Annotated in this window: 21 protein-coding genes; 10 read left to right on the top strand and 11 right to left on the bottom strand. The window is 60.7% G+C overall.

Going from position 1 to position 22,958, the window contains the following annotated elements; genetic code table 11:
• The first annotated feature begins 206 nt into the window (after positions 1-206).
• Positions 207-416 (top strand): cold-shock protein, encoded by a 210-nt coding sequence (locus tag ACVWSC_RS22680; protein ID WP_028942973.1) that lies wholly within the window; start codon positions 207-209, stop codon positions 414-416.
• Positions 417-503: 87 nt separating this feature from the next.
• Here the strand turns inward: ACVWSC_RS22680 and ACVWSC_RS22675 are convergent, their stop codons facing one another.
• The 4 genes from ACVWSC_RS22675 to ACVWSC_RS22660 all read right to left on the bottom strand — a co-directional run bounded on the left by ACVWSC_RS22675 (position 504) and on the right by ACVWSC_RS22660 (position 5,563).
• Positions 504-881 carry a hypothetical protein gene (locus tag ACVWSC_RS22675; RefSeq protein WP_442109283.1) on the bottom strand — a complete coding sequence of 126 codons (378 nt, stop codon included), beginning with the start codon at positions 879-881 and terminating at the stop codon, positions 504-506.
• Between the two features lie 17 nt (positions 882-898).
• The gene (locus ACVWSC_RS22670; protein ID WP_442109282.1) at positions 899-1,711 is read right to left on the bottom strand and encodes a putative RNA methyltransferase; all 813 of its coding nucleotides are present in this window, start codon (positions 1,709-1,711) and stop codon (positions 899-901) included.
• Positions 1,711-2,862, bottom strand: coding sequence for a succinyl-diaminopimelate desuccinylase (gene dapE / locus ACVWSC_RS22665; RefSeq protein ID WP_442109281.1), 1,152 nt, complete (start codon positions 2,860-2,862; stop codon positions 1,711-1,713). The genes ACVWSC_RS22670 and dapE overlap by 1 nt, the downstream gene beginning before the upstream one ends.
• 112 nt (positions 2,863-2,974) lie before the next feature.
• A complete protein-coding gene (locus ACVWSC_RS22660; protein ID WP_442109280.1) occupies positions 2,975-5,563 on the bottom strand; it encodes a glycosyltransferase in 2,589 nt (862 codons plus the stop codon).
• 290 nt (positions 5,564-5,853) lie between these two features.
• Between ACVWSC_RS22660 and tcdA the strand changes: the two genes are divergently transcribed.
• The gene (tcdA, locus tag ACVWSC_RS22655) at positions 5,854-6,681 is read left to right on the top strand and encodes a tRNA cyclic N6-threonylcarbamoyladenosine(37) synthase TcdA (RefSeq protein ID WP_442109279.1); all 828 of its coding nucleotides are present in this window, start codon (positions 5,854-5,856) and stop codon (positions 6,679-6,681) included.
• On the opposite strand, the gene ACVWSC_RS22650 is transcribed toward tcdA, so the two are convergent.
• From ACVWSC_RS22650 to ACVWSC_RS22635, 4 genes are read right to left on the bottom strand one after another with little or no spacing between them, the layout of a single operon-like run.
• Positions 6,660-7,070, bottom strand: coding sequence for a SufE family protein (locus tag ACVWSC_RS22650; RefSeq protein ID WP_442109278.1), 411 nt, complete (start codon positions 7,068-7,070; stop codon positions 6,660-6,662). The genes tcdA and ACVWSC_RS22650 overlap by 22 nt on opposite strands.
• Complete coding sequence (locus ACVWSC_RS22645) at positions 7,067-8,272, bottom strand: aminotransferase class V-fold PLP-dependent enzyme (RefSeq protein ID WP_442109277.1); 1,206 nt, start codon at positions 8,270-8,272, stop codon at positions 7,067-7,069. Before ACVWSC_RS22645 ends, ACVWSC_RS22650 begins: the two co-directional genes overlap by 4 nt.
• Before the next feature lie 54 nt (positions 8,273-8,326).
• Positions 8,327-9,361: a 2,3,4,5-tetrahydropyridine-2,6-dicarboxylate N-succinyltransferase gene (gene dapD / locus ACVWSC_RS22640; RefSeq protein WP_442109276.1), complete on the bottom strand. Its 1,035-nt coding sequence runs from the start codon at positions 9,359-9,361 to the stop codon at positions 8,327-8,329.
• A gap of 42 nt (positions 9,362-9,403) precedes the next feature.
• Positions 9,404-9,766, bottom strand: a complete 363-nt coding sequence (locus ACVWSC_RS22635) for an ArsC family reductase (RefSeq protein ID WP_442109275.1) — start codon at positions 9,764-9,766, stop codon at positions 9,404-9,406.
• Between the two features lie 231 nt (positions 9,767-9,997).
• Between ACVWSC_RS22635 and ACVWSC_RS22630 the strand changes: the two genes are divergently transcribed.
• Positions 9,998-11,644, top strand: coding sequence for a Na+/H+ antiporter (locus tag ACVWSC_RS22630; protein ID WP_442109274.1), 1,647 nt, complete (start codon positions 9,998-10,000; stop codon positions 11,642-11,644).
• A 63-nt stretch (positions 11,645-11,707) separates the two neighbouring features.
• Here the strand turns inward: ACVWSC_RS22630 and dapC are convergent, their stop codons facing one another.
• The 3 genes from dapC to map are packed head-to-tail and all read right to left on the bottom strand — an operon-like array spanning position 11,708 to position 16,427.
• Positions 11,708-12,901, bottom strand: a complete 1,194-nt coding sequence (gene dapC / locus ACVWSC_RS22625) for a succinyldiaminopimelate transaminase (protein WP_442109273.1) — start codon at positions 12,899-12,901, stop codon at positions 11,708-11,710.
• 22 nt (positions 12,902-12,923) lie between these two features.
• Entirely contained in the window at positions 12,924-15,623 is a 2,700-nt protein-coding gene (locus ACVWSC_RS22620; protein ID WP_442109272.1) for a [protein-PII] uridylyltransferase, read from the bottom strand.
• A 21-nt stretch (positions 15,624-15,644) separates the two neighbouring features.
• The gene (map, locus tag ACVWSC_RS22615; protein WP_128322427.1) at positions 15,645-16,427 is read right to left on the bottom strand and encodes a type I methionyl aminopeptidase; all 783 of its coding nucleotides are present in this window, start codon (positions 16,425-16,427) and stop codon (positions 15,645-15,647) included.
• Between the two features lie 456 nt (positions 16,428-16,883).
• Between map and rpsB the strand changes: the two genes are divergently transcribed.
• From rpsB to ispC, 7 genes are all read left to right on the top strand, one after another.
• Complete coding sequence (gene rpsB / locus ACVWSC_RS22610; RefSeq protein ID WP_038614011.1) at positions 16,884-17,618, top strand: 30S ribosomal protein S2; 735 nt, start codon at positions 16,884-16,886, stop codon at positions 17,616-17,618.
• Positions 17,619-17,806: 188 nt separating this feature from the next.
• A complete protein-coding gene (gene tsf, locus ACVWSC_RS22605) occupies positions 17,807-18,670 on the top strand; it encodes a translation elongation factor Ts (RefSeq protein ID WP_442109271.1) in 864 nt (287 codons plus the stop codon).
• 181 nt (positions 18,671-18,851) lie between these two features.
• On the top strand, positions 18,852-19,595 hold the full coding sequence (gene pyrH / locus ACVWSC_RS22600) for a UMP kinase (protein WP_010224848.1): 744 nt from the start codon (positions 18,852-18,854) through the stop codon (positions 19,593-19,595).
• Positions 19,592-20,149: a ribosome recycling factor gene (frr, locus tag ACVWSC_RS22595; RefSeq protein ID WP_442109270.1), complete on the top strand. Its 558-nt coding sequence runs from the start codon at positions 19,592-19,594 to the stop codon at positions 20,147-20,149. The genes pyrH and frr overlap by 4 nt, the downstream gene beginning before the upstream one ends.
• A 17-nt stretch (positions 20,150-20,166) precedes the next feature.
• Positions 20,167-20,922 carry a polyprenyl diphosphate synthase gene (gene uppS, locus ACVWSC_RS22590; RefSeq protein WP_442109269.1) on the top strand — a complete coding sequence of 252 codons (756 nt, stop codon included), beginning with the start codon at positions 20,167-20,169 and terminating at the stop codon, positions 20,920-20,922.
• Entirely contained in the window at positions 20,922-21,737 is an 816-nt protein-coding gene (locus ACVWSC_RS22585) for a phosphatidate cytidylyltransferase (protein WP_442109268.1), read from the top strand. Before uppS ends, ACVWSC_RS22585 begins: the two co-directional genes overlap by 1 nt.
• A complete protein-coding gene (ispC, locus tag ACVWSC_RS22580; RefSeq protein WP_442109267.1) occupies positions 21,734-22,924 on the top strand; it encodes a 1-deoxy-D-xylulose-5-phosphate reductoisomerase in 1,191 nt (396 codons plus the stop codon). The genes ACVWSC_RS22585 and ispC overlap by 4 nt, the downstream gene beginning before the upstream one ends.
• Positions 22,925-22,958 lie beyond the last annotated feature (34 nt).

Raw genomic sequence — 22,958 nt, 5'->3', positions numbered from 1 at the left:
GGTAAATTTTTCGAGTGTTTGCTCAGTCGGTTAGTGTGACGTATCTGCGCAAGTTCAGCAAAATGCTCGACGGTCATAAAAATTATTTCGAGCCTGACATATACTCGGTCCGCAGCTTGCAGGAGTAATCCTCAAGCTGTGTCGGCAGAGGCAGGTGATCCTCTGCTTACAAGGCGATTCCAAAATAAAAACCCGGAGTAGTTCAGATGTCGTCTCGTGAGACTGGAAGTGTTAAGTGGTTCAATGACGCCAAAGGTTATGGCTTCATTCAGCGTGAAGGTGGCGCCGATGTGTTCGTTCACTATCGTGCCATTCGTGGTGAGGGGCATCGCACGTTGATCGAGGGGCAACAGGTTGAATACAGTCTGACCCAAGGCCAGAAAGGCCTGCAGGCAGAAGACGTAATCGGGCTGTAAGCGCTTTAGATCGCATGTTTGAGGCTACAAGCTGCAAGCCGGCCGTGCCAGGTTTGTAACTTGTAGCTTGCAGCGTTGAACCTGAAGTTACTGCGTGCGCCAGGTGATTTCTTCTTCACCGTCGGCACTGATGCGGATCCAGCGATCGGCATCTTCTTCACCTTCTTCTTCGACCCAGCTTCCCGGTGCGCAGCGCACTTCGACCTGCAAGGCAGCGAAGGCGGCACGCGCGCAAGCGATGTCATCTGCCCACGGCGTCTGATCGCTTTCCAGGTAAAGACTGTTCCATTTGCCTACAGCCTTCGGTAACCAAGTAACTGGAATGTTACCGGCCATGCACTTGTAGGTCTGACCTTTTTGCTGCCAATCGCTGCAGGTGCCCAGGGTTTCGCTGAGCCAGGCAGCGATCTGCTTGTGATCGACGTCGGCGTCTTTGAGGTAAATCTCGATATCGGGTTGGCGCATGGGGGCTCCGGGTGTGCTCAGTCTTGGCGCACAAAATAATCGTAACGCATCGATACCGTGACCTCGAAAGGCTCGGCCTGCTCGATGACGGCTGCTCGTTTTTCCGCGCTGGCGCGCCAGCCATGAGGGGTCATGGCCAGCAGGTCGGCGCGGGACTTGCCATCGGCAAGACTCAGCTTGAACTTCAGCGTTTCGCTGTGGGCGTGCTGCATACCAGCAGGTACCAGGGCCAAGTGCTTGTCGTCAGCGTAGTCGCGCACTTCATCATAGAGTTTATGACGCAGCTCGATCAGGTGTTCGTTGGTGGGGCCGACACGCATCAGGCCTCCGCCCGGCGCCAACAGGCGCAAGGCCTCCTGCCAGTCGAGGGGGCTGAACACGCTGGCCAGGAACTGACAGCTGGCATCGGCCAGCGGCACCCGCGCCATGCTCGCCACCAGCCAGGTCAGCGCCGGGTTGCGTTTGCATGCGCGTTTGACGGCCTCGCGCGAGATGTCCAGGGCATAGCCATCGGCGGCCGGCAGGGCCTGGGCGATCTGCGCAGTGTAGTACCCCTCGCCACAACCGATGTCCAGCCAGCGCGCGGGGGCGCGCTCGGCAGCCAGTTCGGCGAGGCGGCGGGCCACCGGGGCATAGTGCCCGGCATTGAGAAAGTCACGGCGTGCTTCAACCATCGCCTGGTTGTCACCAGGGTCGCGGCTGTTCTTGTGCTGGACCGGCAACAGGTTCAGATAGCCCTGGCGGGCGCGGTCGAAGCGGTGTCCGGCCGGGCAGGCCACACCGTTATCGACCGGGCTCAGCGCAGCGCTGCAGAGCGGGCAGGTGAGCATCAGGCGAGCAACCGGGTCAGGGTCTGGTAATAGATTTCGGTCAGCACGTCGAGGTCGCTGGCCAGGATGCGTTCATTGACCTGGTGAATGGTGGCGTTGACCGGGCCCAGTTCGACCACCTGGGTGCCCAGGGTGGCGATGAAGCGGCCATCGGAGGTGCCACCGCTGGTCGATGGTTGCGTTTCGCGGCCGGTAACAGCCTTGATGCTGGCCGCCACGGCGTCGAGCAACTCGCCCGGCTCGGTCAGGAACGGCAGGCCGGACAGCGCCCAGTCGACATGCCAGTCGAGCTGGTGCTTGTCGAGGATCGCTGCGACACGGGCTTGCAGGCCTTCAACCGTCGACTCGGTGGAGAAGCGGAAGTTGAACAGCGCGGTCAGCTCGCCCGGCACCACGTTGGTTGCGCCGGTACCGGAGTTGAGGTTGGAGATCTGGAAGCTGGTAGGCGGGAAGAACGCGTTGCCTTCGTCCCAGTGCTCGGCGGCCAGTTCTGCCAGGGCCGGGGCGGCCAGATGAATCGGGTTCTTGGCCAGGTGCGGGTAGGCCACATGGCCCTGAATGCCGCGCACGGTCAGTTTGGCGCCGAGCGAGCCGCGACGACCGTTCTTGACCACGTCACCGACCAGGCTGGTGCTCGACGGTTCGCCGACGATGCACCAGTCCAGGCGCTCTTTGCGCGCTGCCAGGCGCTCGATGACCGCTTTGGTGCCGTGGTGGGCCGGGCCTTCTTCGTCGCTGGTGATCAGGAACGCGACCTTGCCGCGGTGGTTCGGGTAGTCGGCGACAAAGCGCTCGGTGGCCACGACCATGGCCGCCAGGCTGCCTTTCATGTCAGCGGCGCCACGGCCGCAGAGCATGCCGTCGGCGTCGATCAGGGCATCGAACGGATCGTTTTGCCAGGCTTGCACCGGGCCGGTGGGCACCACGTCGGTGTGACCGGCAAAGCACAGTACCGGGCCTTCCTGGCTGCCATGAGTGGCCCAGAAGTTATCGACGTCTTCGATGCGCATCGGTTCCAGCATGAAACCGGCATCGCCCAGGCGCTGCATCATCTGTTTCTGGCAGTCGGCATCGACCGGGGTCACCGAAGGGCGACGGATCAGGTCGCAGGCCAGTTCTAGGGTAGGCGAAAGGTCGGCTGGGGCCGTCATTGAAGAAACTCCGGGGGCAAGGCAGGGCACGAATTCGAGGGGCGTTATCTTATAGCAAATCGGTCAGATGAGGGTGACCGGTGGGAGCGGGCCTGCCCCCACCGGAAGGTTGTTAGGCTTGGGCGGGTTGGGCGGCATCCACGGGTTTGGGCAGCGATGACAGCATCGCCATGATCAGCGCCGCCAGATACGGCAACGATTGCACCAGCAGCATGGTCACCCAGAAGCGCATGTCATTGCTCGGCAAGCCCTGCACCAGGTAAATACCGGCCGCAGCGCCCCACAGCAGCAACATGATGAACAGTTCTTCGCGTGCTTCCGAAAGCGCCACCATAAACCCATGGCTGTCGGCATTTTTCGGCGTGCGGAAAAACGGAATGCTGCTGGTGAAGAAACCGTACAACACCGCCTTGGCAATGGTATGCGACAGCGCAAGACCGGCCAGAGCAGCGGCGAAGGCATCCTTGAGGTTAACCCCGACCGCGCGACGGTAGAGGAACACGATCTTGCCGACTTTGAACACGAACAACGCCAACGGCGGGATGGCGAAGATCAGCAGCGGTGGATCAACCCGTTGCGGCACGATGATCATCGCCGCCGACCATAGCAGGGCGCCGACGGTGAAGAAGATGTTCATGCCATCGGCAATCCACGGCAACCAGCCGGCCAGGAAGTGATAGCGCTGGCCACGGGTGAGCTCCGAGTCTTTACCGCGCAACAGGCTGGCGGCATGGCGTTTGATGATCTGGATCGCACCATAGGCCCAGCGGAAGCGCTGTTTCTTGAAGTCGATAAAGGTATCGGGCATCAGGCCCTTGCCGTAGCTTTCGTGGGAGTAGGCGGCCGAATAGCCCTTCTCGAACACCCGCAGGCCGAGTTCGGCGTCTTCACAGATACACCAGTCCGCCCAGCCCAGCTCTTCCAGGACCGAGCGCCGGGTCATGGTCATGGTGCCGTGCTGGATGATCGCGTCGCGGTCATTACGGGTAACCATGCCAATGTGGAAGAAGCCCTTGTACTCGCTGTAGCACAGCTTCTTGAAGGTGCTTTCGTGCTGATCGCGGTAGTCTTGCGGCGATTGCACCACGGCAATTTTCGGGTCGGCGAAGTGCGGCACCATGTGCTTGAGCCAGTTGCGGTCCACGCAGTAGTCCGAGTCGATCACCGCGATCACTTCGGCATCTTTGGCGGTGTGCGGGATCAGGTAGTTCAGCGCGCCGCCCTTGAAGCCCGCCAGGGGCGAGACGTGGAAGAACTTGAAGCGTTCGCCGAGCAGCTCGCAATGCGCCTTGATCGGCTCCCAGACCGCCGGATCCTTGGTGTTGTTGTCGATGATCAACACTTCGTAGTCCGGGTAGTCCAGGGCTGCCAGGGCATTGAGGGTCTGTTTGACCATTTCCGGCGGCTCGTTGTAGCACGGTACATGCACCGAGACTTTCGGCCGGTAGGCGCTGTCGGCCTGTACCGGCAGGAACTCGCGGCGGCGTTTGTGCGTCCACACCGCCTCGGCCAGTTCATGCGCCTCGGTCAGCAACACAATGAACACCCCGAGCGCACCGAGCGCGAGCAAGAAGCCCACGGTCAGGCTGAACCAGGTGCTGTATTGCTGGCTGTAGTCGTAGCCGATCCACACCAGCACCGAACCACAGAGGAAGGCGATAAAGGTCAGGAAGGTACGGCCACGCTGGCGCAGCGCCGAGCCGTCGATCAGCAGCAGGGTCAGCGAAAGCATCGCCAGCACCACCGAGCCTACGGCCAGTACGCGCCATTGCGGAATGGCTACTACCGGGCCTTCAAAGTTGAATTTCTGCTGACGCGCGGCGTTGAACACGCCCCAGTAGGCGCCCACCGAGCCTTCGTCGCTGGCTTTCCACGGCTGGTCATAGGCTTCAATGACGAAGTAGTTGTAACCCTGGCGGTTGAGTTTGTTCACCAGGGTACGCAGGTAAATGGCCTGGTCGGCCTGGGTGGCATCAGCGCCACCGCGCATGCGCCCGTTGCTGGGCCAGCCTACCTCGGACAGCAGCAGCGGTTTGCGTGGGAACAGCTGTTTCAGATCACGGGCGCGGTCCAGTACGAACTGACCGGCGTCTTTCATCGGAATGAATTCCCAGTACGGCAGAATATGCGCTGCGATCAGGTCGACGTGTTTGGCCAGTTCCGGGTGGTCTTTCCAGATATGCCACTGTTCACTGGTGGTGACGGGGACTTTCACCGCCGCACGCACCCGGTCCAGGTACTGGATCAAGGCTTCGGGGGTGATTTCTTCGCGGAACAGCGCCTCGTTACCGACCATTACCCGCACGACACTGCGCGAGCTGTTGGCCAGCTCGATGGCTTTCTGGATTTCCCGCTCGTTGCGCTCAAGGTCAGGGCTGATCCACACACCAATGGTCACCCTCAGGCCGAATTCTTCAGCCAGGCGCGGAATTTCAGCTTGAGTGCCTTCGACGGTATAGATACGAATACTGTCGGTCAGCTTGCTCAGTTGCTCAAGGTCCTGGCGCAGCTCGTCCTCAGTGGGGTACTGGCCCTTTTGTGGGCTTTCGCCAAGACGGAACGGCGAATAGGAGAAGCCAGAAATCTGCTCCGGCCAGTTGGGGGCGGAAACAGGGCGGTTGATCAGGGCCCAGAACCCGGTGAATAGCGCGGCGATGGCCATGACTATCACCAGGTTGATACCAAATTTACGCGATGACATAGATAGTTCGGGTTCCGAAAGGTGGAACGGGCGGGCGCCAAAAGGCGCGGATTCTGCGCTTTGTCCGCCTATGCTTTGTAGGAGCAATCTGGCGGCAATGGTTAGATTGACTTCGGGTGCTGAAGTTCTGAGGCCCGTGCTGTTGTCTTCCAAGACTAGGAGTTGCGTAGGACATTAAAGCAGGATTACCGCTGACTTTACTAATTCCTACATGGTCAACGGGTCTGAAGCAGGATGGCATCAGGGCGGAACAGGCCTATAATGCGCGCCGGTTTTTTCGGGGTATGGCCATGAGTACAGATGATCCACGCTTTGCCGGTGTTGCCCGGTTATACGGTGACAGCGGCCTGCAGCGCCTGCGCGAGGCCCATGTGGCAATCGTCGGCATCGGCGGTGTCGGCTCCTGGGCGGCAGAGGCGATGGCGCGCAGCGGCGTAGGCGAAATCTCTCTGTTCGACCTCGATGATGTCTGTGTCAGCAACACCAATCGCCAGTTGCACGCTCAGGAGGGCAACATTGGCCGTGCCAAGGCTGAAGTCATGGCGGAGCGCCTGCGGGCGATCAATCCGGCGTGCACCGTGCACGCGGTGGTGGATTTCGTTACCAAGGAAACCCTGCCCGAGTACATTGGCGAGCACATCGACTGCGTGATCGATTGCATCGACAGTGTCATGGCCAAGGCGGCGCTGATTGGCTGGTGCAAGCGCCATAAGGTCACCATCATCAGTACCGGTGGCGCAGGTGGGCAGATCGACCCGACCCAGATCCGTGTCGCCGACCTGAACAAAACCTTCAATGACCCGTTGGCCTCGCGCGTGCGCTCAACCCTGCGCCGCGACTACGGGTTTTCCCGCACAGTTACCCGTAACTACAGCGTGCCCTGTGTGTTTTCTACGGAGCAGCTGCGTTACCCCAAGGGCGACGGCAGTGTCTGCCTGCAGAAGAGTTTTGTCGGCGAGGGCGTCAAGCTCGACTGTTCCGGAGGCTTTGGCGCGGTGATGATGGTGACGGCAACCTTCGGCATGGTCGCCGCCAGCAAAGCGGTAGAGAAGCTGGTAGCAGGGGCAAGGCGCCCTTGCGAGCGCCAGGCCAAGGCTCAGACGCCCGCAGCCAATTGAGCCATGCGCTGCAGCACGGCGTTCAGGCCGTTGCTGCGTGAAGGCGAAAGTTGGCGGCCCAGGCCCAGTTGGTTGAACCAGCCGGGCAGGTCCAGTTGCTGCAGTTCGGCGCTCGACAAGCCTTCGACACGCACCAGCAGCAGCGCCAGCAAGCCGCGAATGATCCGCGCATCGCTGCCCGCTTTGAAATGCCAGTGGCCAGCCGTTTGTTCGGCCACCAGCCACACTTGGCTCTCACAGCCATGAACGCGATTGGCTTCGGACTTTTCCGCCTCGCTCAACGGCGCCAGGCGTTCACCCCATTGCATCAGCAAGCGAGCCCGTTGCTCCCAGCCGGACGCCTGTTCGAAGGCGCCGAGTGCGCTCCGTGCATTGGCAGGCAGAGTCATCGCAGCAACTCCAGGGCTTGATCCAGTGCGTCGAAGAAGCGTTGCAGGTCGTCGGAGTCGTTGTACAAGGCGAGCGACACACGGATCGCCCCTTCAAGCTCGAAGCTTTTCAGCAGCGGCATGGCACAGTGGTGCCCGGCGCGCACGGCGATGCCCTGTTCGGTGAGCATATGGGCGAGGTCGGCGTTGTGCACGCCTTCGACCACGAAACTCGCCAGCGCCAGTTGCGGCTGGCCGAGTAAACGTATGCCTTCGCGATCATTGAGGCCGCGCAGCAAGTAACGATGCAAGCCGGCTTCGTGCTCGGCGACGGCGTTGGCATCGAGCCCCGCCAGGTAGTCGAGACTGGCGCCCAGGCCGATCACACTGGCGACAGGTGGTGTGCCGGCTTCGAAACCCAGCGGCGCCGGGCGAAAGCTGGCGCTGTGGTAGTCGGCAACCTGCACCATCTCACCGCCGAATTGCCAGTGGCGCAGACGTGCCAGCGCTTCGCTGCGACCATACAGTACGCCGACCCCGTCGGGGCCATACAGCTTGTGGCTGGAGAACACGTAAAAGTCGCAGCCCAGTTGCTGCATGTCCTGGCGTTCATGCACCACACCCTGGGCGCCATCGACCACGGTCAGCGCGCCTTGGGCCTGGGCGTGAGCCAGCAGAGGCGCCAATGGCTGCCAGGCGCCGAGGACATTCGACAGTTGGCTGAGCGCCAGCAGGCGGGTGCGTGGGCCAATCAACTGCAGGGCCGCTTGCACATCGATCAGGCCGCGGTTGTCCAGCGGCAGAATCACCAGTTTGAGCTGGCGCCGCCGGGCCAGTTGCTGCCAGGGCAACAGGTTGGCGTGGTGTTCCACCGCACTGACAGCGATTTCGTCACCGGCTTCGAACAGCCCCTCCAGCCCGTAGGCCAGCAGGTTCAGGGCGGAGGTTGCGCCATGGGTGAACACGATCTGTTGGCTATCACTGGCATTGATCCAGCCAGCGACTTTTTCCCGGCTGCGTTCAAAGGCCTGGGTGGCCAGGGCGCCGGGAAGGTGTTGGGCACGGTGCACGTTGGCGGCGCCGTGGCCGTAATAATGGCTCAGAGCATCGAGCAGAAGTTGTGGTTTTTGCGTGGTAGCAGCGTTGTCCAGGTAGGTCTGGTGCTGGCGTTGCAGAGCGGCGATAGCCGGAAAGTCGGCGCGCCACGGGGAGGGCTGGAACATGATGATCGGACCTGAATATCGGGCCTGGCGGTAGGCCAGACCCGATGGTACCACTTAGTTGTGGGCGTGCAGCGCTTCGTTCAGCTCGATCGCCGACTTGTGGGTTTTGCACTCCACCGCGCCGTTGAGCGAGTTGCGGCGGAACAGCAGGTCGGTCTGACCAGCCAGGTCGCGGGCCTTGACCACTTTGACCAGCTGGTTGTTCTCGTCGAGCAGGTTCACCTTGGTACCGGCGGTGATGTACAGGCCGGCTTCAACGGTGTTGCGATCACCCAGCGGAATGCCGATACCGGCGTTGGCGCCGATCAGGCAGCCTTCACCCACTTTGATGACGATGTTGCCGCCACCGGACAGGGTGCCCATGGTCGAGCAACCGCCGCCCAGGTCCGAGCCCTTGCCGACGAACACACCGGCCGAAACGCGGCCTTCGATCATGCCCGGGCCTTCGGTGCCAGCGTTAAAGTTGACGAAGCCTTCGTGCATGATGGTGGTGCCTTCGCCGATGTAGGCGCCCAGGCGCACACGGGCGCTGTCGGCGATACGCACGCCGGCAGGCACGACGTAGTCGGTCATTTTCGGGAACTTGTCGACCGAGAACACTTCCAGCAGTTCGCCTTTGAGGCGCGCTTCCAGCTGCTGTTCGGCCAGTTCGGCCAGATCGACGGCACCCTGGCTGGTCCAGGCAACGTTTGGCAGCAGCGGGAAAATGCCGGCCAGGCTCAGGCCATGAGGCTTGACCAGGCGATGCGAGAGCAGGTGCAGCTTCAGGTAGGCTTCCGGGGTGGAGCTCAGGGCGGCGTCTTCGGCCAGCAGGGTCGCAACCAGCGGTTTGTTGCTTTCAGCCAGGCGGGTCAGCAGGGCGGCCTGGGCGGCGTCGACACCCTTGAGGGCATCAGCCAGCTGTGCAGCCTGAGCATTGCTGAAGGCGATGGCCTGGTTGCCACCTTCGTAACCCAGCACCGGGGTTACAGCTGCAACCAGTTCGGCGCTCGGGTTGATCAGCGGTTGAGCGTAGAAAACTTCCAGCCAGGCACCTTGGCGGTTCTGGGTGCCGACACCGAAGGCCAGGCTGAACAGGGTAGTGGACATGCAGTTACCTCTTGCGAAATTGAATGAAAGCGTGGCGCCGCATTACTGCAGGGCGGCGGCGTACAGGTCCGGTTTGAAGCCGACCAGCGTACGCTCGCCAAGATCGAGCACCGGGCGCTTGATCATCGAGGGTTGGGCCAGCATCAACTCGATGGCCTTGGCCTGGTCGAGGTTGGCCTTCTGGGCGTCTTCGAGTTTGCGAAACGTGGTGCCTGCGCGGTTGAGCACGATTTCCCAGCCGTGCTCGTCGCACCAGCGGGTCAGGCTTTGGCGGTCGATACCCTGGGTTTTGTAGTCGTGAAAGTCGTAACCCAGGCCTTTATCTTCCAGCCAGGTACGGGCTTTCTTCATGGTATCGCAGGCTTTGATTCCATAAAGGTGCAATGGCGTGTCGCGTTTGGTCATGTCTTGCCCCTCCTGGGAAAAAATGGTGAAGGATTATGCCACGGTCGACCGCGTTGGGTTGGTCTCACCGATGTACTTTGTAGCATTGTGTTACAGGTTTCGACGCCGCCTGCGACTTTTGTGCAGCGGCGCGCCCGCATCCTGAACGTCTACTATGTCGATTCAATGGCAATGCCTGCCTGCGGGTAACAGAAGCGCCGTTGACTGTCTGAATCGAAGGGTACACGCCGTATGCAATCAGCCTACACCGTTCTCATCCTGCTGATGCTGGTGAGTGTCTCCAAACTTGTCGGGCGGGTGATCCCGTTGCCGTTGCCGCTGGTACAGATCGCTGCCGGGGCATTGCTGGCCTGGCCGACCCTGGGGCTTCACGTAGCCCTGGACCCTGAGCTGTTTCTGTTTCTGTTCTTGCCGCCGCTACTGTTCGCCGATGGCTGGCGCATGCCCAAGCGTGACCTTTGGCGTTTGCGTGGCCCGATTCTGACCCTGGCCGTAGGCTTGGTGCTGTTTACCGTGGTCGGTGCCGGTTATTTCATTCACTGGATTCTGCCCAGCATCCCGCTGCCCGTGGCCTTTGCCCTGGCGGCAGTGCTGTCGCCCACCGATGCCGTGGCGGTATCGGCCATTGCCCAGGACCGCCTGCCGACGCCCTTGATGCACATGCTCCAAGGTGAGGCGCTGATGAACGACGCCACTGGCCTGGTGACCTTCAAGTTTGCCTTGGTTGCAGCGATCACTGGTGCGTTCTCGTTGGCCGAGGCCAGCGTGACTTTTGTGCTGGTGGCCCTCGGTGGTTTGGCCACCGGTGTAGCCCTGAGTTGGCTGGTTGGGCGCCTGCGCGCCTGGATGATCGCCCGTGGCTGGGACGACCCGGCCACCCATGTGGTGTTCATGTTGCTGTTGCCGTTTGCCGCCTACGTACTGGCCGAACGCCTGGGCGCTTCCGGGATTCTCTCCGCCGTAGCGGCGGGGATGATGCAAAGCTGGCTTGATCTGTTGCCGCGCCAGACCAGCACACGTTTGCTCAACCGCAGCGTCTGGTCGTTGCTGGAGTTCAGCTTCAATGGCCTGATCTTCCTGCTGTTGGGTTTGCAGTTGCCCGACATCATCAAGGCAGTGACCAGCCATGAGGCGACCTTGATGCCAACCTTGCTCTGGCGCTGCCTGGATGTGGTGGCGATTTTTGCCGTGCTGGTGGCGTTGCGCTTTGTCTGGGTGCAGAGCATCTGGCGTTTGATCGGGGTGATCCGTCGCTGGCGCGGCAAGGCCGACCTGGTGGTGGCGCCCAATGCCCGATCCTGCTGGCTGTTGACCATCGGTGGGGTGCGGGGGGCGGTGACCTTGGCCGGTGTCATGTCGGTGCCGTTGCTGATCAGTGCGGGCGAAGCCTTTCCTGAACGCGACTTGCTGATTTTCATTGCGGCCGGGGTGATTCTGTTGTCGCTGGCCTCGGCCTGTATTGCCTTGCCCCTGTTGCTGCGAGGGATGAGCAAAAGCCCGGATGACGCCATGCGTCAGGAGGCCAAGGAGGTCTGGCGACAGACCGCCGAAGCGGCGATTCACGCGCTGGAAGCTGAAGAACTGGTTGAGCCGGGCGCTACCCCGGATGCGGCTCAGGCGGCGTTGGCGGCTGAGCTGAAAGCGCGTCTGATGGCAGAGTACCGGCATCAATTGGACAGTTTCAACGACAGTGCAGAGGCCCAGGCACTGGCGGAGCAGATGGATCTGCTGGAGCGGCGCCTGCGCCTGCGTGCCCTGCGCGCCCAGCGCCTGGAGCTGTATAAGCTGCACCGCCATCATCAGGTTGGGGATGACGTGGTGCGTCAGGTGCTGGAGGAGCTGGACCTGAGTGAGGCGAATCTGGGGAAGGTCAAGTAGCGATGTTTTCGCGGGGCAAGCCCGCTCCCACTAGTAGGAGCGGGCTTGCCCCGCGATGCGACCTCAAGCCTTCAGGTAGTCGCGAATCCGCTCCGCCGCTTCGACACACTCGGCCAGCGGCGCAACCAGCGCCATACGTACACGCCCGGCGCCTGGGTTAACGCCATCCACTTCGCGCGACAGGTAGGAGCCCGGTACTACCGTTACGTGCTGAGTTTCAAACAGGCCGCGGCAGAACTCTGCATCATCGCCAGGTACCTTGGCCCACAGGTAGAAGCCGCCATCCGGGCGCTGTACATCCAGTACTGGCGCCAGAATGTCCAGCACCGCATCGAACTTCTCGCGATACAGGTCGCGGTTGGCCAGCACGTGCTCTTCGTCGTTCCAGGCGGCGATACTCGCCAGCTGGGTTTGCACTGGCATGGCGCAGCCGTGATAGGTGCGATACAGCAGGAACGGTTTGATGATTTCAGCATCACCGGCAACAAAGCCTGAGCGCAGGCCCGGCAGGTTGGAGCGTTTGGACAGGCTGTGGAACACCACACAACGCTTGAAATCACTGCGTCCCAGCTCTACGCAGGCGCTCAACAGGCCTGGTGGCGGGCTTTGTTCGTCGAAGTACAGTTCGCTGTAGCACTCGTCGGCGGCAATCACAAAGTCGTGCTCGTCAGCCAGGGCGATCAGCTTTTTCAGGGTGTCCATCGGCACCAGGGCACCGGTGGGGTTGCCCGGGGAGCAGATGAACAGGATCTGGCAGCGCTTCCAGGTGTCGGCTGAGACTGCATCGAAGTCGGGGTTGAAACCGTTGCTGTCCAGGCATGGCAGGTAGTGCGGGGTGGCACCGGCCAGCAGGGCTGCGCCTTCGTAGATCTGATAGAACGGGTTGGGACTGATCACCAGGCCGTCGGCACTGCGGTTGACCACCGCCTGGGTGAAGGCGAACAAGGCTTCGCGGGTGCCATTGACCGGCAACACGTGTTTGTCGGCATCCAGCCAGCCGCTGGGCACGCCAAAGCGCTGTTCGCACCAGCGGGTGATGGCCTGACGCAGGGCAGGCAGGCCCACCGTGGTCGGGTACACGGCCATTTGCGGCAAGTTGTCGGCCAGGGCCTGGGCGACGAACGCTGGCGATTCATGCTTGGGCTCACCGATCGACAGGGCAATAGCGCGTTTGTCGGCGGCGGGCGTGACGCTGCCGAGCAGGGCGCGGAGTTTCTCGAACGGGTAGGGCTGAAGCTGGAGCAAATCGGTGTTCATCGGCGCTGGGTCTCGTCAAACGTTAAATGGTCAGGCGGGAAACGGTTGTCGCTGCGGCCTGGTCGACGCGTAATTGCTCGACGATGGCATCCTGCAGGCGGCTGCACAGTTGTGGGTCAGACAGCGGTTGGTTGTCGGCATCGGTGATGAAGAACACGTCTTCGACCCGTTCGCCGAGGGTGGCAATCTTGGCGTTCTGCAGTGACAGGTCGAACTCCAGGAAGATCTTGCCAATCCGCGCCAGCAGGCCCGGGCGGTCGGGGGCGCTGAGTTCGAGGATGGTGACCGGTCGCTGGGCGTCGTTGTGAATGGTGACCTGCGGGGCAAAGGTGAAGTGCTTGAGCTGGCGCGGTACGCGACGCTTGATGATGGTCGGGTAATCGTCCGGATTGCGCAGGGCGTCGGTCAGGCCGTCGCGGATCTCCTTGACCCGTTGCGGATTGTCGCCAATCGAGCCGCCATCGTTGTCGAGCACAATGTAGGTGTCGAGGGTGAACTGGCTGCTGGAGGTGATGATCCGTGCGTCATGGATGTTCAGGTTGAGCTGGTCCATGGCCGCTACGGTTACAGCGAAGAAGTCGTGCTGGTCGGGCGCGTAGATGAAGATCTGGGTGCCGCCTTCAAACTCGCGCTGGGTGGTTTCCTTGATCAGTACCAGCGGGCCGCCATCGGCCGGCTGCTGAAGGATGGCGTCACTGTGCCAGGCTACGTCTGCGGCGGTGTGACGCAAGAAGTAGTCATCGCCCAGCTGCGCCCAGAGCTGTTCGACATCGTCCGGGTCGGTGCCCTCCCGGATCAGGATGTCCAGTGCCGCGCTCTGGGTTTGGCGAATCTGTTCTTCGCGATCCAGTGGGTTCTCCAGGCCGCGGCGCAGGGCGCGCTTGGTTTCGGTGTACAGCTGGCGCAACAGGCTGGCGCGCCAGGAGTTCCACAGGCTGGGGTTGGTGGCGTTGATGTCGGCCACGGTCAGCACGTAGAGGTAATCCAGACGGGTCTCGTCGCCCATCTGTTGGGCGAAGTCATGGATCACGTGTGGGTCAGAAAGGTCTTTGCGCTGAGCTGTGGTCGACATGACCAGGTGGTTTTGCACCAGCCAGACCACCAGGCGGCTGTCCCATACCGGCAATTGGTGGCGCAGGCAGAACGCCTGAGCATCCACGGCGCCCAGCTCCGAGTGGTCGCCCTGACGGCCTTTGCCGATGTCGTGGTAAAGGCCAGCCAGGTAGATCAGTTCGGGCTTCGGCAGGCGCCCCATGAGCTTGCTGGCCAGCGGGAACTTCTCTGATACCGGCGTGTACTGCAATTTGCGCAGGTGCTTGATCAGGTTCAGGGTGTGCGCATCGACGGTATAGATATGGAACAGGTCGTGCTGCATCTGCCCGACAATCAGCCCGAACTCGGGCAGATAACGGCCCAGAATGCCGTAGCGGTTCATGCGCCGCAGGTTGCGATGAATGCCGATTTCGCACTTGAACAGTTCAATAAACAGGCTGGTGTTGCGAATATCGTTGCGGAAATCGTCGTCAATCAGGTGCCGGTGTTCACGCAGCAGGCGAATCGTGTCGGCACGCACGCCTTTGATTTCCGGGTGTTGGGCCATCAGCACGAAGATTTCCAGCATGGCGAACGGCGTGCGCTTGAACACGTTCGGCCGTACCGCCTCGATATAACCATCGTGCAGTCGGAAACGGGCGTTGAGGGGCTGGGTGCTGCCAGTGTCGTCGTCGAGAATGACTTCTTCGAAATGCTGGATGATCAGGTCGCTGAGCTCGGCAATGCTCATCACCACCCGGTAGTACTGCTGCATGAACTGCTCGATGGCGCGCTTGGGGTTCTCGTCACTGAAGCCGAGCAGCGCGGCAATACTGCGCTGATGATCGAACAGCAGGCGGTCTTCGGCGCGGCCGGCAAGCATGTGCAGGGCATAGCGGACCTTCCACAGGAACTCCTGGGAAGAAGCCAGCAAGGCATTTTCACTTTCCAGCAGAAAACCTTCACCGGCCAAGGCGTGCAGATTCAAGGTGCCGTACTGGCGCCGGGCAATCCACAGTACTGTCTGGATATCGCGCAGGCCGCCGGGCGAGCCTTTGACGTTGGGTTCCAGGTTGTATTCGGTGTCGTTGTACTTGTGGTGGCGCGCCTTCTGTTCGGCGCGCTTGGCCAGGAAGAATTCCTTGCTCGGCCACATGTGTGCGGTGCTGGTGACCTCCAACATGCGCTGGCGCAGGCGCTCGGGGCCAGCGATGGTGCGGCTTTCCATGAGGTTGGTGACAACCGTCAGGTCAGCGCGGGCCTGCTCGGCGCATTCGTCGATCGAGCGCACGCTCTGGCCTACTTCCAGGCCGATGTCCCAGAGCAAGGTCAGCAAGCGTTCGATCGAATCGCGAAATACTTCGTGATCAGCACTGTCGAGCAGGATCAGCAGGTCGATGTCGGAGTAGGGGTGCAACTCGCCGCGGCCATAACCGCCGGTCGCCACCAGGGCAATATCGGCCTCATCGCTCCAGTCGAACTGGTTCCAGGCCTGTTGCAGGATGTTGTCGACGAACCAGGCGCGGTCTTCAATCAGCCGGCGGATCTCGCGGCCTTCACGAAAGCGCTTGTCGAGCACTTCGCCCGCCTGGCGGATGGCCTTCTTGAAGGCCGCGATAGGGCTGGATTTGAGGGCCAGTTCCGCCTGGAACTGGCCGCGATCGAACAGCTCGGGATCCACCTGGGGCATCGAGTCACTTTCCTGTTTGAATCAGGCCGACGTGCGGGGAATGGTGTCGTCTTTACGCAGGGTGAAAATTTCGTAGCCCGTGGCAGTTACCACCAGTGTGTGTTCCCACTGCGCCGAGAGCTTGCGGTCTTTGGTGATGGCCGTCCAGCCGTCGCCCAGTACCTTGGTGTCGGCACGGCCCTGGTTGATCATCGGCTCGATGGTGAAGGTCATGCCTTCCTTGAGCTCCATGCCGGTACCGGCGCGGCCGTAGTGCAGAATCTGCGGCTCTTCGTGGAACACCTTGCCGATACCGTGGCCGCAGAATTCGCGGACCACCGAGAAGCCGTTCTTTTCTGCGTGCTTCTGGATCACTTCGCCGATGTCGCCCAGGCGGCAGCCCGGTTTGACCAGCTCGATGGCCTTGTACATGCATTCCTGAGTGACCTGCGACAGGCGCTCGGCCCAGACCGGCACGTTACCGACGTGGAACATACGGCTGGTGTCGCCGTGATAGCCGTCTTTGATCACGGTCACGTCGATGTTCAGGGTGTCGCCGTCCTTGAGTGGTTTGTCACCCGGGATGCCGTGGCACACCACGTGGTTGACCGAAGTACAGATCGACTTGGGGAAGCCTTTGTAGTTGAGCGGCGCGGGAATCGCCTTCTGGACGTTGACGATATAGTCGTGGCACAGGCGGTCGAGTTCTTCGGTGGTGACGCCAGGCTTGACGTGCTCTTCGATCATCTCCAGCACTTCGGCGGCCAGGCGGCCGGCGACGCGCATCTTTTCGATGTCTTCGGCGGTTTTGATGGTAACGGTCATTGCAGGCTCTCTACGGCGCTTGAATGCGCGAATAATCTGAGGAAAGGCCGGATTCTACCAGAGCAGCGGCGATACAACCTTTATATAGAGGCATTCTGGCGCGATTAGCGTGGCGGTGCAAAAGACAGTGACGGACGAAATGCTGCTCACTGCAGTTGCCTTGCACCTTCTAGGGTGGGAGCGGGCTTGCCCCGCGAAGCGAGGTGGCTGGCAAGCCGCAATCGCGGGGCAAGCCCGCTCCTACCAGGCCATTCAAGGCAGCTGCTTTCAGCGATGTTAATTCGGGTTCCGTTTGCCGCGCTTGTGTGGTATAAAATGCGCCGCTTTGCGGGGATAGCCCCCAAAGCTTAAACCCACACACGTGTCGACACGATGACCTGGGTGCCCTTGATCCACGGATCCTGGGTTGGTCATTGGGATACGTGGAGGCCCAACCCGACTTATCAAGGAACTATCATGTCCCAAGTCAACATGCGCGATATGCTGAAGGCCGGTGTGCACTTCGGTCACCAAACCCGTTACTGGAACCCGAAAATGGGTAAGTACATTTTCGGCGCGCGCAACAAGATTCACATCATCAACCTTGAAAAAACCCTGCCAATGTTCAACGACGCACTGACTTTCGTCGAGCGTCTGGCCCAGGGCAAAAACAAGATTCTGTTCGTCGGCACCAAGCGTTCCGCTGGCAAGATCGTTGCTGAAGAAGCAGCACGTTGCGGTTCGCCGTACGTCGATCACCGCTGGTTGGGCGGCATGCTGACCAACTACAAAACCATCCGTGCTTCGATCAAGCGTCTGCGCGACCTGGAAACCCAGGCCGAAGATGGCACCTTCGCCAAGCTGACCAAGAAAGAAGCCCTGATGCGCTCCCGCGACCTGGAAAAACTGGATCGCAGCCTGGGCGGTATCAAGGACATGGGCGGCCTGCCTGATGCCCTGTTCGTGATCGACGTTGACCACGAGCGCATTGCTATCACCGAAGCCAACAAGCTGGGCATCCCGGTTATCGGCGTTGTCGATACCAACAGCAGCCCAGAAGGCGTTGACTACATCATCCCAGGTAACGATGACGCCATCCGCGCTATCCAGCTGTACATGGGTTCGATGGCTGACGCCGTTATCCGTGGTCGCAACAACGTTGCCGGTGGTACCGAAGTTTACGCTGAAGAAGCGGCACCAGCTGCTGAGTAATTGACGCCTGGCGTCTACTTGGCACGCAAAAAGGGGGCTAGGCCCCCTTTTTGCCACCTTGAAATCCGTTTGTCAGTATCGCCGTTGCATGCTTGTCTGGCATGACTGCTGATAAGCGGATTTACAGAATTGAACGCCCGTCAAGTATCGGGTGGAATGGTTGAAAACCTATCCAAGAGGAATTTGAAATGGCAGAGATTATTGCAGCGCTGGTTAAAGAACTGCGCGAGCGTACCGGCGAAGGCATGATGGACTGCAAGAAAGCCTTGACCAAGGCTGGCGGCGACATCGAAAAAGCCATTGATGACATGCGCGCTTCGGGCGCCATCAAGGCTGCTAAAAAGGCCGGTAACGTTGCTGCTGAAGGCGCCATCGCCATCAAGGCTGACGACAAGTCTGCCGTCCTGCTGGAAGTGAACTCGCAGACCGACTTCCTGGCTCTGCAAGACGACTTCAAAAACTTCGTTGCTGAAAGCGTTGAACAAGCTTTCGCCGAGAAGCTGACCGATGCCGCTCCGCTGATCGCTTCGCGCGAAGCTGCTCGTGAAGCACTGGTTGCCAAAGTAGGCGAGAACGTCAACATCCGCCGTCTGGTACGTGTTGAAGGTGACGTTGTCGGTACCTACCTGCACGGTAACAAAATCGGTGTTGCGGTTGTCCTGAAGGGCGGCGACGTCCAGCTGGCCAAAGAAATCGCCATGCACGTAGCGGCAAGCAACCCAGAGTTCCTGCTGCCGTCGGAAGTTTCGCCAGAAGCCATCGAGCGTGAAAAGGCCGTCTTCCTGCAGCTGAACGAAGAGAAGATCAAAGGCAAGCCAGAGAACATCGTTGAGAACATGGTCAAAGGCCGTATCTCCAAGTTCCTGTCCGAAGCTAGCCTGGTTGAGCAAGCCTTCGTCATGAACCCGGAAATCAAGGTCGGCGAACTGGCCAAGAAAGCCGGTGCTGAAATCGTTTCCTTCACCTACTTCAAAGTCGGCGAAGGCATCGAGAAGCCAGTTGACAACTTCGCTGAAGAAGTTGCTGCTCAGCTGGCTGCTGCCAAGCAATAAGACAGATTCACTTCTGTCGCCCCGAAGAGGCTGCCCGCTCACGCGCGCAGCCTCTTTGTCAAAGCGCAGGTGGTTTACGAGACTGCCTCCCGCTGGCGCAGTAGCTGCGCCACACTAGAGTTACGCGCAGGCTGAAAACAGCCCGCAAGATTTTTTCAAAACGCCGCAGGAGAGATTCGCAATGGCTCAGCAGGGCAGTGGTTATCAAGCTCGCTATAAACGCATTCTACTCAAGCTTAGCGGCGAGGCCCTGATGGGCTCGGAAGAGTTCGGGATCGACCCCAAGGTCCTGGATCGCATGGCGCTGGAAGTCGGCCAACTGGTCGGTATCGGCGTTCAGGTCGGCCTGGTGATCGGTGGTGGCAACCTGTTCCGTGGTGCAGCGCTCAGCGCGGCTGGCATGGATCGCGTTACCGGTGACCACATGGGTATGCTGGCCACGGTAATGAACGGCCTGGCCATGCGTGATGCGCTCGAGCGCGCGAACATCACCGCTATCGTCATGTCGGCGATCTCCATGGTAGGCGTGACCGATCACTATGATCGCCGCAAAGCCATGCGCCACCTGAACTCCAAAGAAGTTGTAATCTTCGCTGCCGGTACTGGCAACCCGTTCTTTACCACCGACTCCGCAGCCTGCCTGCGCGCCATCGAAATCGATGCCGACGTGGTATTGAAGGCAACCAAGGTCGATGGTGTATACACTGCAGATCCATTCAAAGACCCGCATGCCGAGAAGTTCGATCATCTGACCTACGATGAAGTGCTGGATCGCAAGCTGGGCGTAATGGACCTGACGGCAATCTGTCTGTGCCGCGACCACAAGATGCCGTTGCGCGTCTTCAACATGAACAAGCCCGGCGCCTTGCTGAATATCGTGCATGGTGGCGCTGAAGGAACTCTGATCGAGGAAGTTCAAAAATGATCAACGAAATCAAGAAAGACGCCCAAGCGCGCATGCAGAAATCCCTGGAGTCTCTGGCGTATGCGTTCGGCCAGATTCGTACCGGCAAGGCACACCCAAGCATCCTGGCAAGCGTGATGGTGCCTTACTACGGTGTCGACACCCCGATCAGCGGCGTCGCCAACGTCACCGTGAAAGATTCGCGCACCCTGCAGGTCGTGGCTTTCGAGCGCAACATGCTCGCTGCCGTTGACAAGGCCATCCAGAGCGCCGGTTTGAATCTCAACCCGACCAACCTGGGTGAGTTGCTGCTGATCACCATGCCAGCCCTGACTGAAGAAACCCGTAAGGGCTTCACCAAGCAGGCCCGCAGTGCGGCCGAAGACGCTCGCGTTGCTGTGCGCAACATCCGCCGCGATGCTCTGGGTGAACTGAAGAAGCTGGTCAAAGACAAGGAAATCAGTGAAGACGAAGAGCGTCGCGCCATCGCTGATATCGACAAGCTGACGAAAGATACCGAGGCCCAGATCACCAAGGCCACCGAAGAGAAAGAAAAGGACCTGATGGCCGTTTAAAGGTCGGGACTTTTTTAATGGAAAAGACCAAACAGGGTGTGTCCTCATCGGTGCCGCGCCATGTCGCGATCATCATGGATGGGAATAATCGCTGGGCGAAGAAGCGCTTGCTGCCGGGGGTAGCCGGGCACAAGGCGGGTGTCGACGCAGTGCGCGCGGTCATCGAGGTGTGTGCCGAGGCCAAGGTCGAGGTCTTGACCCTGTTCGCCTTCTCCAGTGAAAACTGGCAGCGACCGGCCGAAGAGGTCGGTGCGTTGATGGAGCTGTTCTTCTCGGCCTTGCGCCGAGAAGCCAAGCGCCTCAACGACAACAACATCAGTCTGCGCATCATCGGTGATCGCTCGCGCTTTCACCCTGAGCTGCAGGCCGCCATGCGCGAAGCCGAAGCGCTGACCGCTGGCAGTAATCGCTTCATCCTGCAGATCGCTGCCAACTACGGCGGCCAGTGGGATATCGCCCAGGCCGCTCAGCGCCTGGCGCGTGAGGTTCAGGCCGGGCATCTGCGCCCGGACGACATTACCCCCGAACTCCTGCAAACCTGCCTGGCAACCGGCGACCTGCCGCTGCCCGATCTGTGCATTCGTACCGGTGGCGAGCATCGCATCAGCAACTTCCTGTTGTGGCAGCTGGCCTACGCCGAACTGTATTTCTCCGACCTGTACTGGCCGGACTTCAAACACGAGGCCATGCGCTCTGCGCTGGCCGATTACGCTTCGCGCCAGCGCCGTTTCGGGAAAACCAGCGAGCAGGTCGAAGCTGGAGCCCGTGCTTAATGCTTAAACAACGCATCATCACAGCGCTGATCCTGCTGCCCATTGCCCTGGGCGGCTTCTTCCTGCTCGATGGCGGCGATTTCGCCCTGTTCATCGGCCTGGTGGTGACCCTGGGGGCCTGGGAGTGGGCGCGCCTGGCAGGTCTGGTTGCGCAAGTTGTACGCGTAGCCTATGCCGCCGTGGTGGCAGGCCTGCTGATGCTGCTCTACCTCATGCCGGACCTGGCGCCCTGGGTGCTAGGGGCTTCGGTGCTGTGGTGGGGTGTAGCGACCTGGCTGGTGCTGACCTACCCGCGTACCAGCGAACTCTGGTCCAGTGTGGCCTGTCGTTTGCTGATCGGTTTGCTGATTCTGTTGCCGGCCTGGCAAGGCCTGGTGCTGCTCAAGCATTGGCCGTTGGGCAACTGGTTGATCATGGCGGTCATGGTGCTGGTCTGGGGTGCGGATATCGGCGCCTACTTCTCCGGACGTGCCTTCGGCAAGCGCAAGCTGGCACCGCAGGTGAGTCCTGGCAAGAGCTGGGAGGGTGTCTACGGTGGTTTGGCGCTAAGCTTGGTCATTACCCTGGTCGTGGGGATCAATCGCGGCTGGAGCGTCAGCGCGTTGCTGCTGGGCCTGTTGGGCGCTGCTGTCGTGGTGCTGGTGTCGGTGGTCGGCGATCTGACCGAAAGCATGTTCAAGCGTCGCTCCGGCATCAAGGACAGCAGCAATCTGTTGCCCGGCCACGGTGGCGTTCTGGACCGTATCGACAGCCTGACTGCGGCCATCCCGCTGTTTGCGGTGCTGCTCTGGGCAGCCAACTGGGGCGTGATGTGAGCAGCGTGCAACGTATTACCGTACTGGGTGCCACGGGCTCGATCGGCTTGAGCACTCTGGATGTGATCGCTCGTCATCCGGAGCGTTATCAGGTGTTCGCGCTTAGTGGTTACTCGCGACTGCAAGAGCTGCTAGCGCTGTGTCTGCGCCATTCGCCAGTGTTTGCCGTGGTGCCGTCGGCCGAGGCGGCGCAGCAGTTGCGTGAGCAACTGGCGGCGGCTGGCTCGCGTACCGAAGTGCTCGAAGGCGAAGAGGGTTTGTGCCAAGTGGCGGCAAGCCCTGAAGTCGATGCCGTAATGGCAGCGATTGTCGGAGCGGCGGGTTTGCGCCCAACGTTGGCGGCCGTCGAAGCAGGCAAAAAGGTGCTGTTGGCTAACAAAGAAGCGCTGGTGATGTCCGGCGCCCTGTTCATGCAGGCGGTTCAGCGCAGTGGCGCAGTGTTGTTGCCGATCGATAGCGAGCACAACGCGATTTTCCAATGCTTGCCGGGTGACTACGCCCGCGGCCTGTCCCAGGTCGGTGTGCGGCGTATCCTGCTGACCGCCTCTGGTGGGCCGTTTCGCGAAACACCCTTGGCCGAGCTGGCTCAGGTCACTCCGGAGCAGGCTTGTGCGCATCCCAACTGGTCCATGGGGCGCAAGATTTCGGTCGATTCGGCCAGCATGATGAACAAAGGCCTGGAGCTGATCGAGGCGTGCTGGCTGTTCGATGCGCGTCCAGCTCAGGTTGAGGTGGTGGTGCATCCGCAGAGCGTGATTCACTCCTTGGTCGACTATGTCGATGGCTCGGTGTTGGCACAACTGGGTAACCCGGACATGCGCACGCCGATTGCCAATGCACTGGCCTGGCCGCAGCGCATCGATTCCGGTGTAGCGCCGCTCGATCTGTTTGCCGTTGCACGCCTGGACTTTCAGGCACCTGATGAGCAACGTTTCCCTTGTTTGCGTCTGGCGCGTCAGGCGGCCGAGGCGGGCAACAGTGCGCCGGCAATGCTCAATGCGGCCAATGAAGTTGCCGTGGAGGCATTTCTCCAGCGGCGCATTCGTTTCCCGCAGATCGCGAGTATGATCGAACAAGTACTCGACCAGGAGCCGGTCGTTGCTGTGCAGTCGCTCGATGCGGTGTTTGCTGCCGATCAGCGCGCCCGGCGGTTGGCGGGGCAGTGGTTGAACCAACACGGGTGCTGAGGCCAGTGACCTGGCTGGGCTGAACGTCATTCGG

The sequence above is a fragment of the Pseudomonas sp. NUPR-002 genome, assembly GCF_056322725.1.
Note: the sequence above shows the minus strand (reverse complement) of the source record. Positions and strands in the feature narration are given on the sequence as shown.

What these genes read in the sequence shown, in the direction of transcription:
- map (WP_128322427.1), bottom strand. Translation starts at nt 16,427, where the DNA reads ATGACCGTTACCATCAAAACCGCCGAAGACATCGAAAAGATGCGCGTC.
- ACVWSC_RS22660 (WP_442109280.1), bottom strand. Translation starts at nt 5,563, where the DNA reads ATGTCATCGCGTAAATTTGGTATCAACCTGGTGATAGTCATGGCCATC.
- rpsB (WP_038614011.1), top strand. Translation starts at nt 16,884, where the DNA reads ATGTCCCAAGTCAACATGCGCGATATGCTGAAGGCCGGTGTGCACTTC.
- ACVWSC_RS22675 (WP_442109283.1), bottom strand. Translation starts at nt 881, where the DNA reads ATGCGCCAACCCGATATCGAGATTTACCTCAAAGACGCCGACGTCGAT.
- tsf (WP_442109271.1), top strand. Translation starts at nt 17,807, where the DNA reads ATGGCAGAGATTATTGCAGCGCTGGTTAAAGAACTGCGCGAGCGTACC.
- ACVWSC_RS22630 (WP_442109274.1), top strand. Translation starts at nt 9,998, where the DNA reads ATGCAATCAGCCTACACCGTTCTCATCCTGCTGATGCTGGTGAGTGTC.
- ACVWSC_RS22680 (WP_028942973.1), top strand. Translation starts at nt 207, where the DNA reads ATGTCGTCTCGTGAGACTGGAAGTGTTAAGTGGTTCAATGACGCCAAA.
- tcdA (WP_442109279.1), top strand. Translation starts at nt 5,854, where the DNA reads ATGAGTACAGATGATCCACGCTTTGCCGGTGTTGCCCGGTTATACGGT.
- ACVWSC_RS22635 (WP_442109275.1), bottom strand. Translation starts at nt 9,766, where the DNA reads ATGACCAAACGCGACACGCCATTGCACCTTTATGGAATCAAAGCCTGC.
- dapC (WP_442109273.1), bottom strand. Translation starts at nt 12,901, where the DNA reads ATGAACACCGATTTGCTCCAGCTTCAGCCCTACCCGTTCGAGAAACTC.
- pyrH (WP_010224848.1), top strand. Translation starts at nt 18,852, where the DNA reads ATGGCTCAGCAGGGCAGTGGTTATCAAGCTCGCTATAAACGCATTCTA.
- uppS (WP_442109269.1), top strand. Translation starts at nt 20,167, where the DNA reads ATGGAAAAGACCAAACAGGGTGTGTCCTCATCGGTGCCGCGCCATGTC.
- ACVWSC_RS22670 (WP_442109282.1), bottom strand. Translation starts at nt 1,711, where the DNA reads ATGCTCACCTGCCCGCTCTGCAGCGCTGCGCTGAGCCCGGTCGATAAC.
- ACVWSC_RS22650 (WP_442109278.1), bottom strand. Translation starts at nt 7,070, where the DNA reads ATGACTCTGCCTGCCAATGCACGGAGCGCACTCGGCGCCTTCGAACAG.
- ACVWSC_RS22585 (WP_442109268.1), top strand. Translation starts at nt 20,922, where the DNA reads ATGCTTAAACAACGCATCATCACAGCGCTGATCCTGCTGCCCATTGCC.
- frr (WP_442109270.1), top strand. Translation starts at nt 19,592, where the DNA reads ATGATCAACGAAATCAAGAAAGACGCCCAAGCGCGCATGCAGAAATCC.
- ACVWSC_RS22620 (WP_442109272.1), bottom strand. Translation starts at nt 15,623, where the DNA reads ATGCCCCAGGTGGATCCCGAGCTGTTCGATCGCGGCCAGTTCCAGGCG.
- dapD (WP_442109276.1), bottom strand. Translation starts at nt 9,361, where the DNA reads ATGTCCACTACCCTGTTCAGCCTGGCCTTCGGTGTCGGCACCCAGAAC.
- ACVWSC_RS22645 (WP_442109277.1), bottom strand. Translation starts at nt 8,272, where the DNA reads ATGTTCCAGCCCTCCCCGTGGCGCGCCGACTTTCCGGCTATCGCCGCT.
- dapE (WP_442109281.1), bottom strand. Translation starts at nt 2,862, where the DNA reads ATGACGGCCCCAGCCGACCTTTCGCCTACCCTAGAACTGGCCTGCGAC.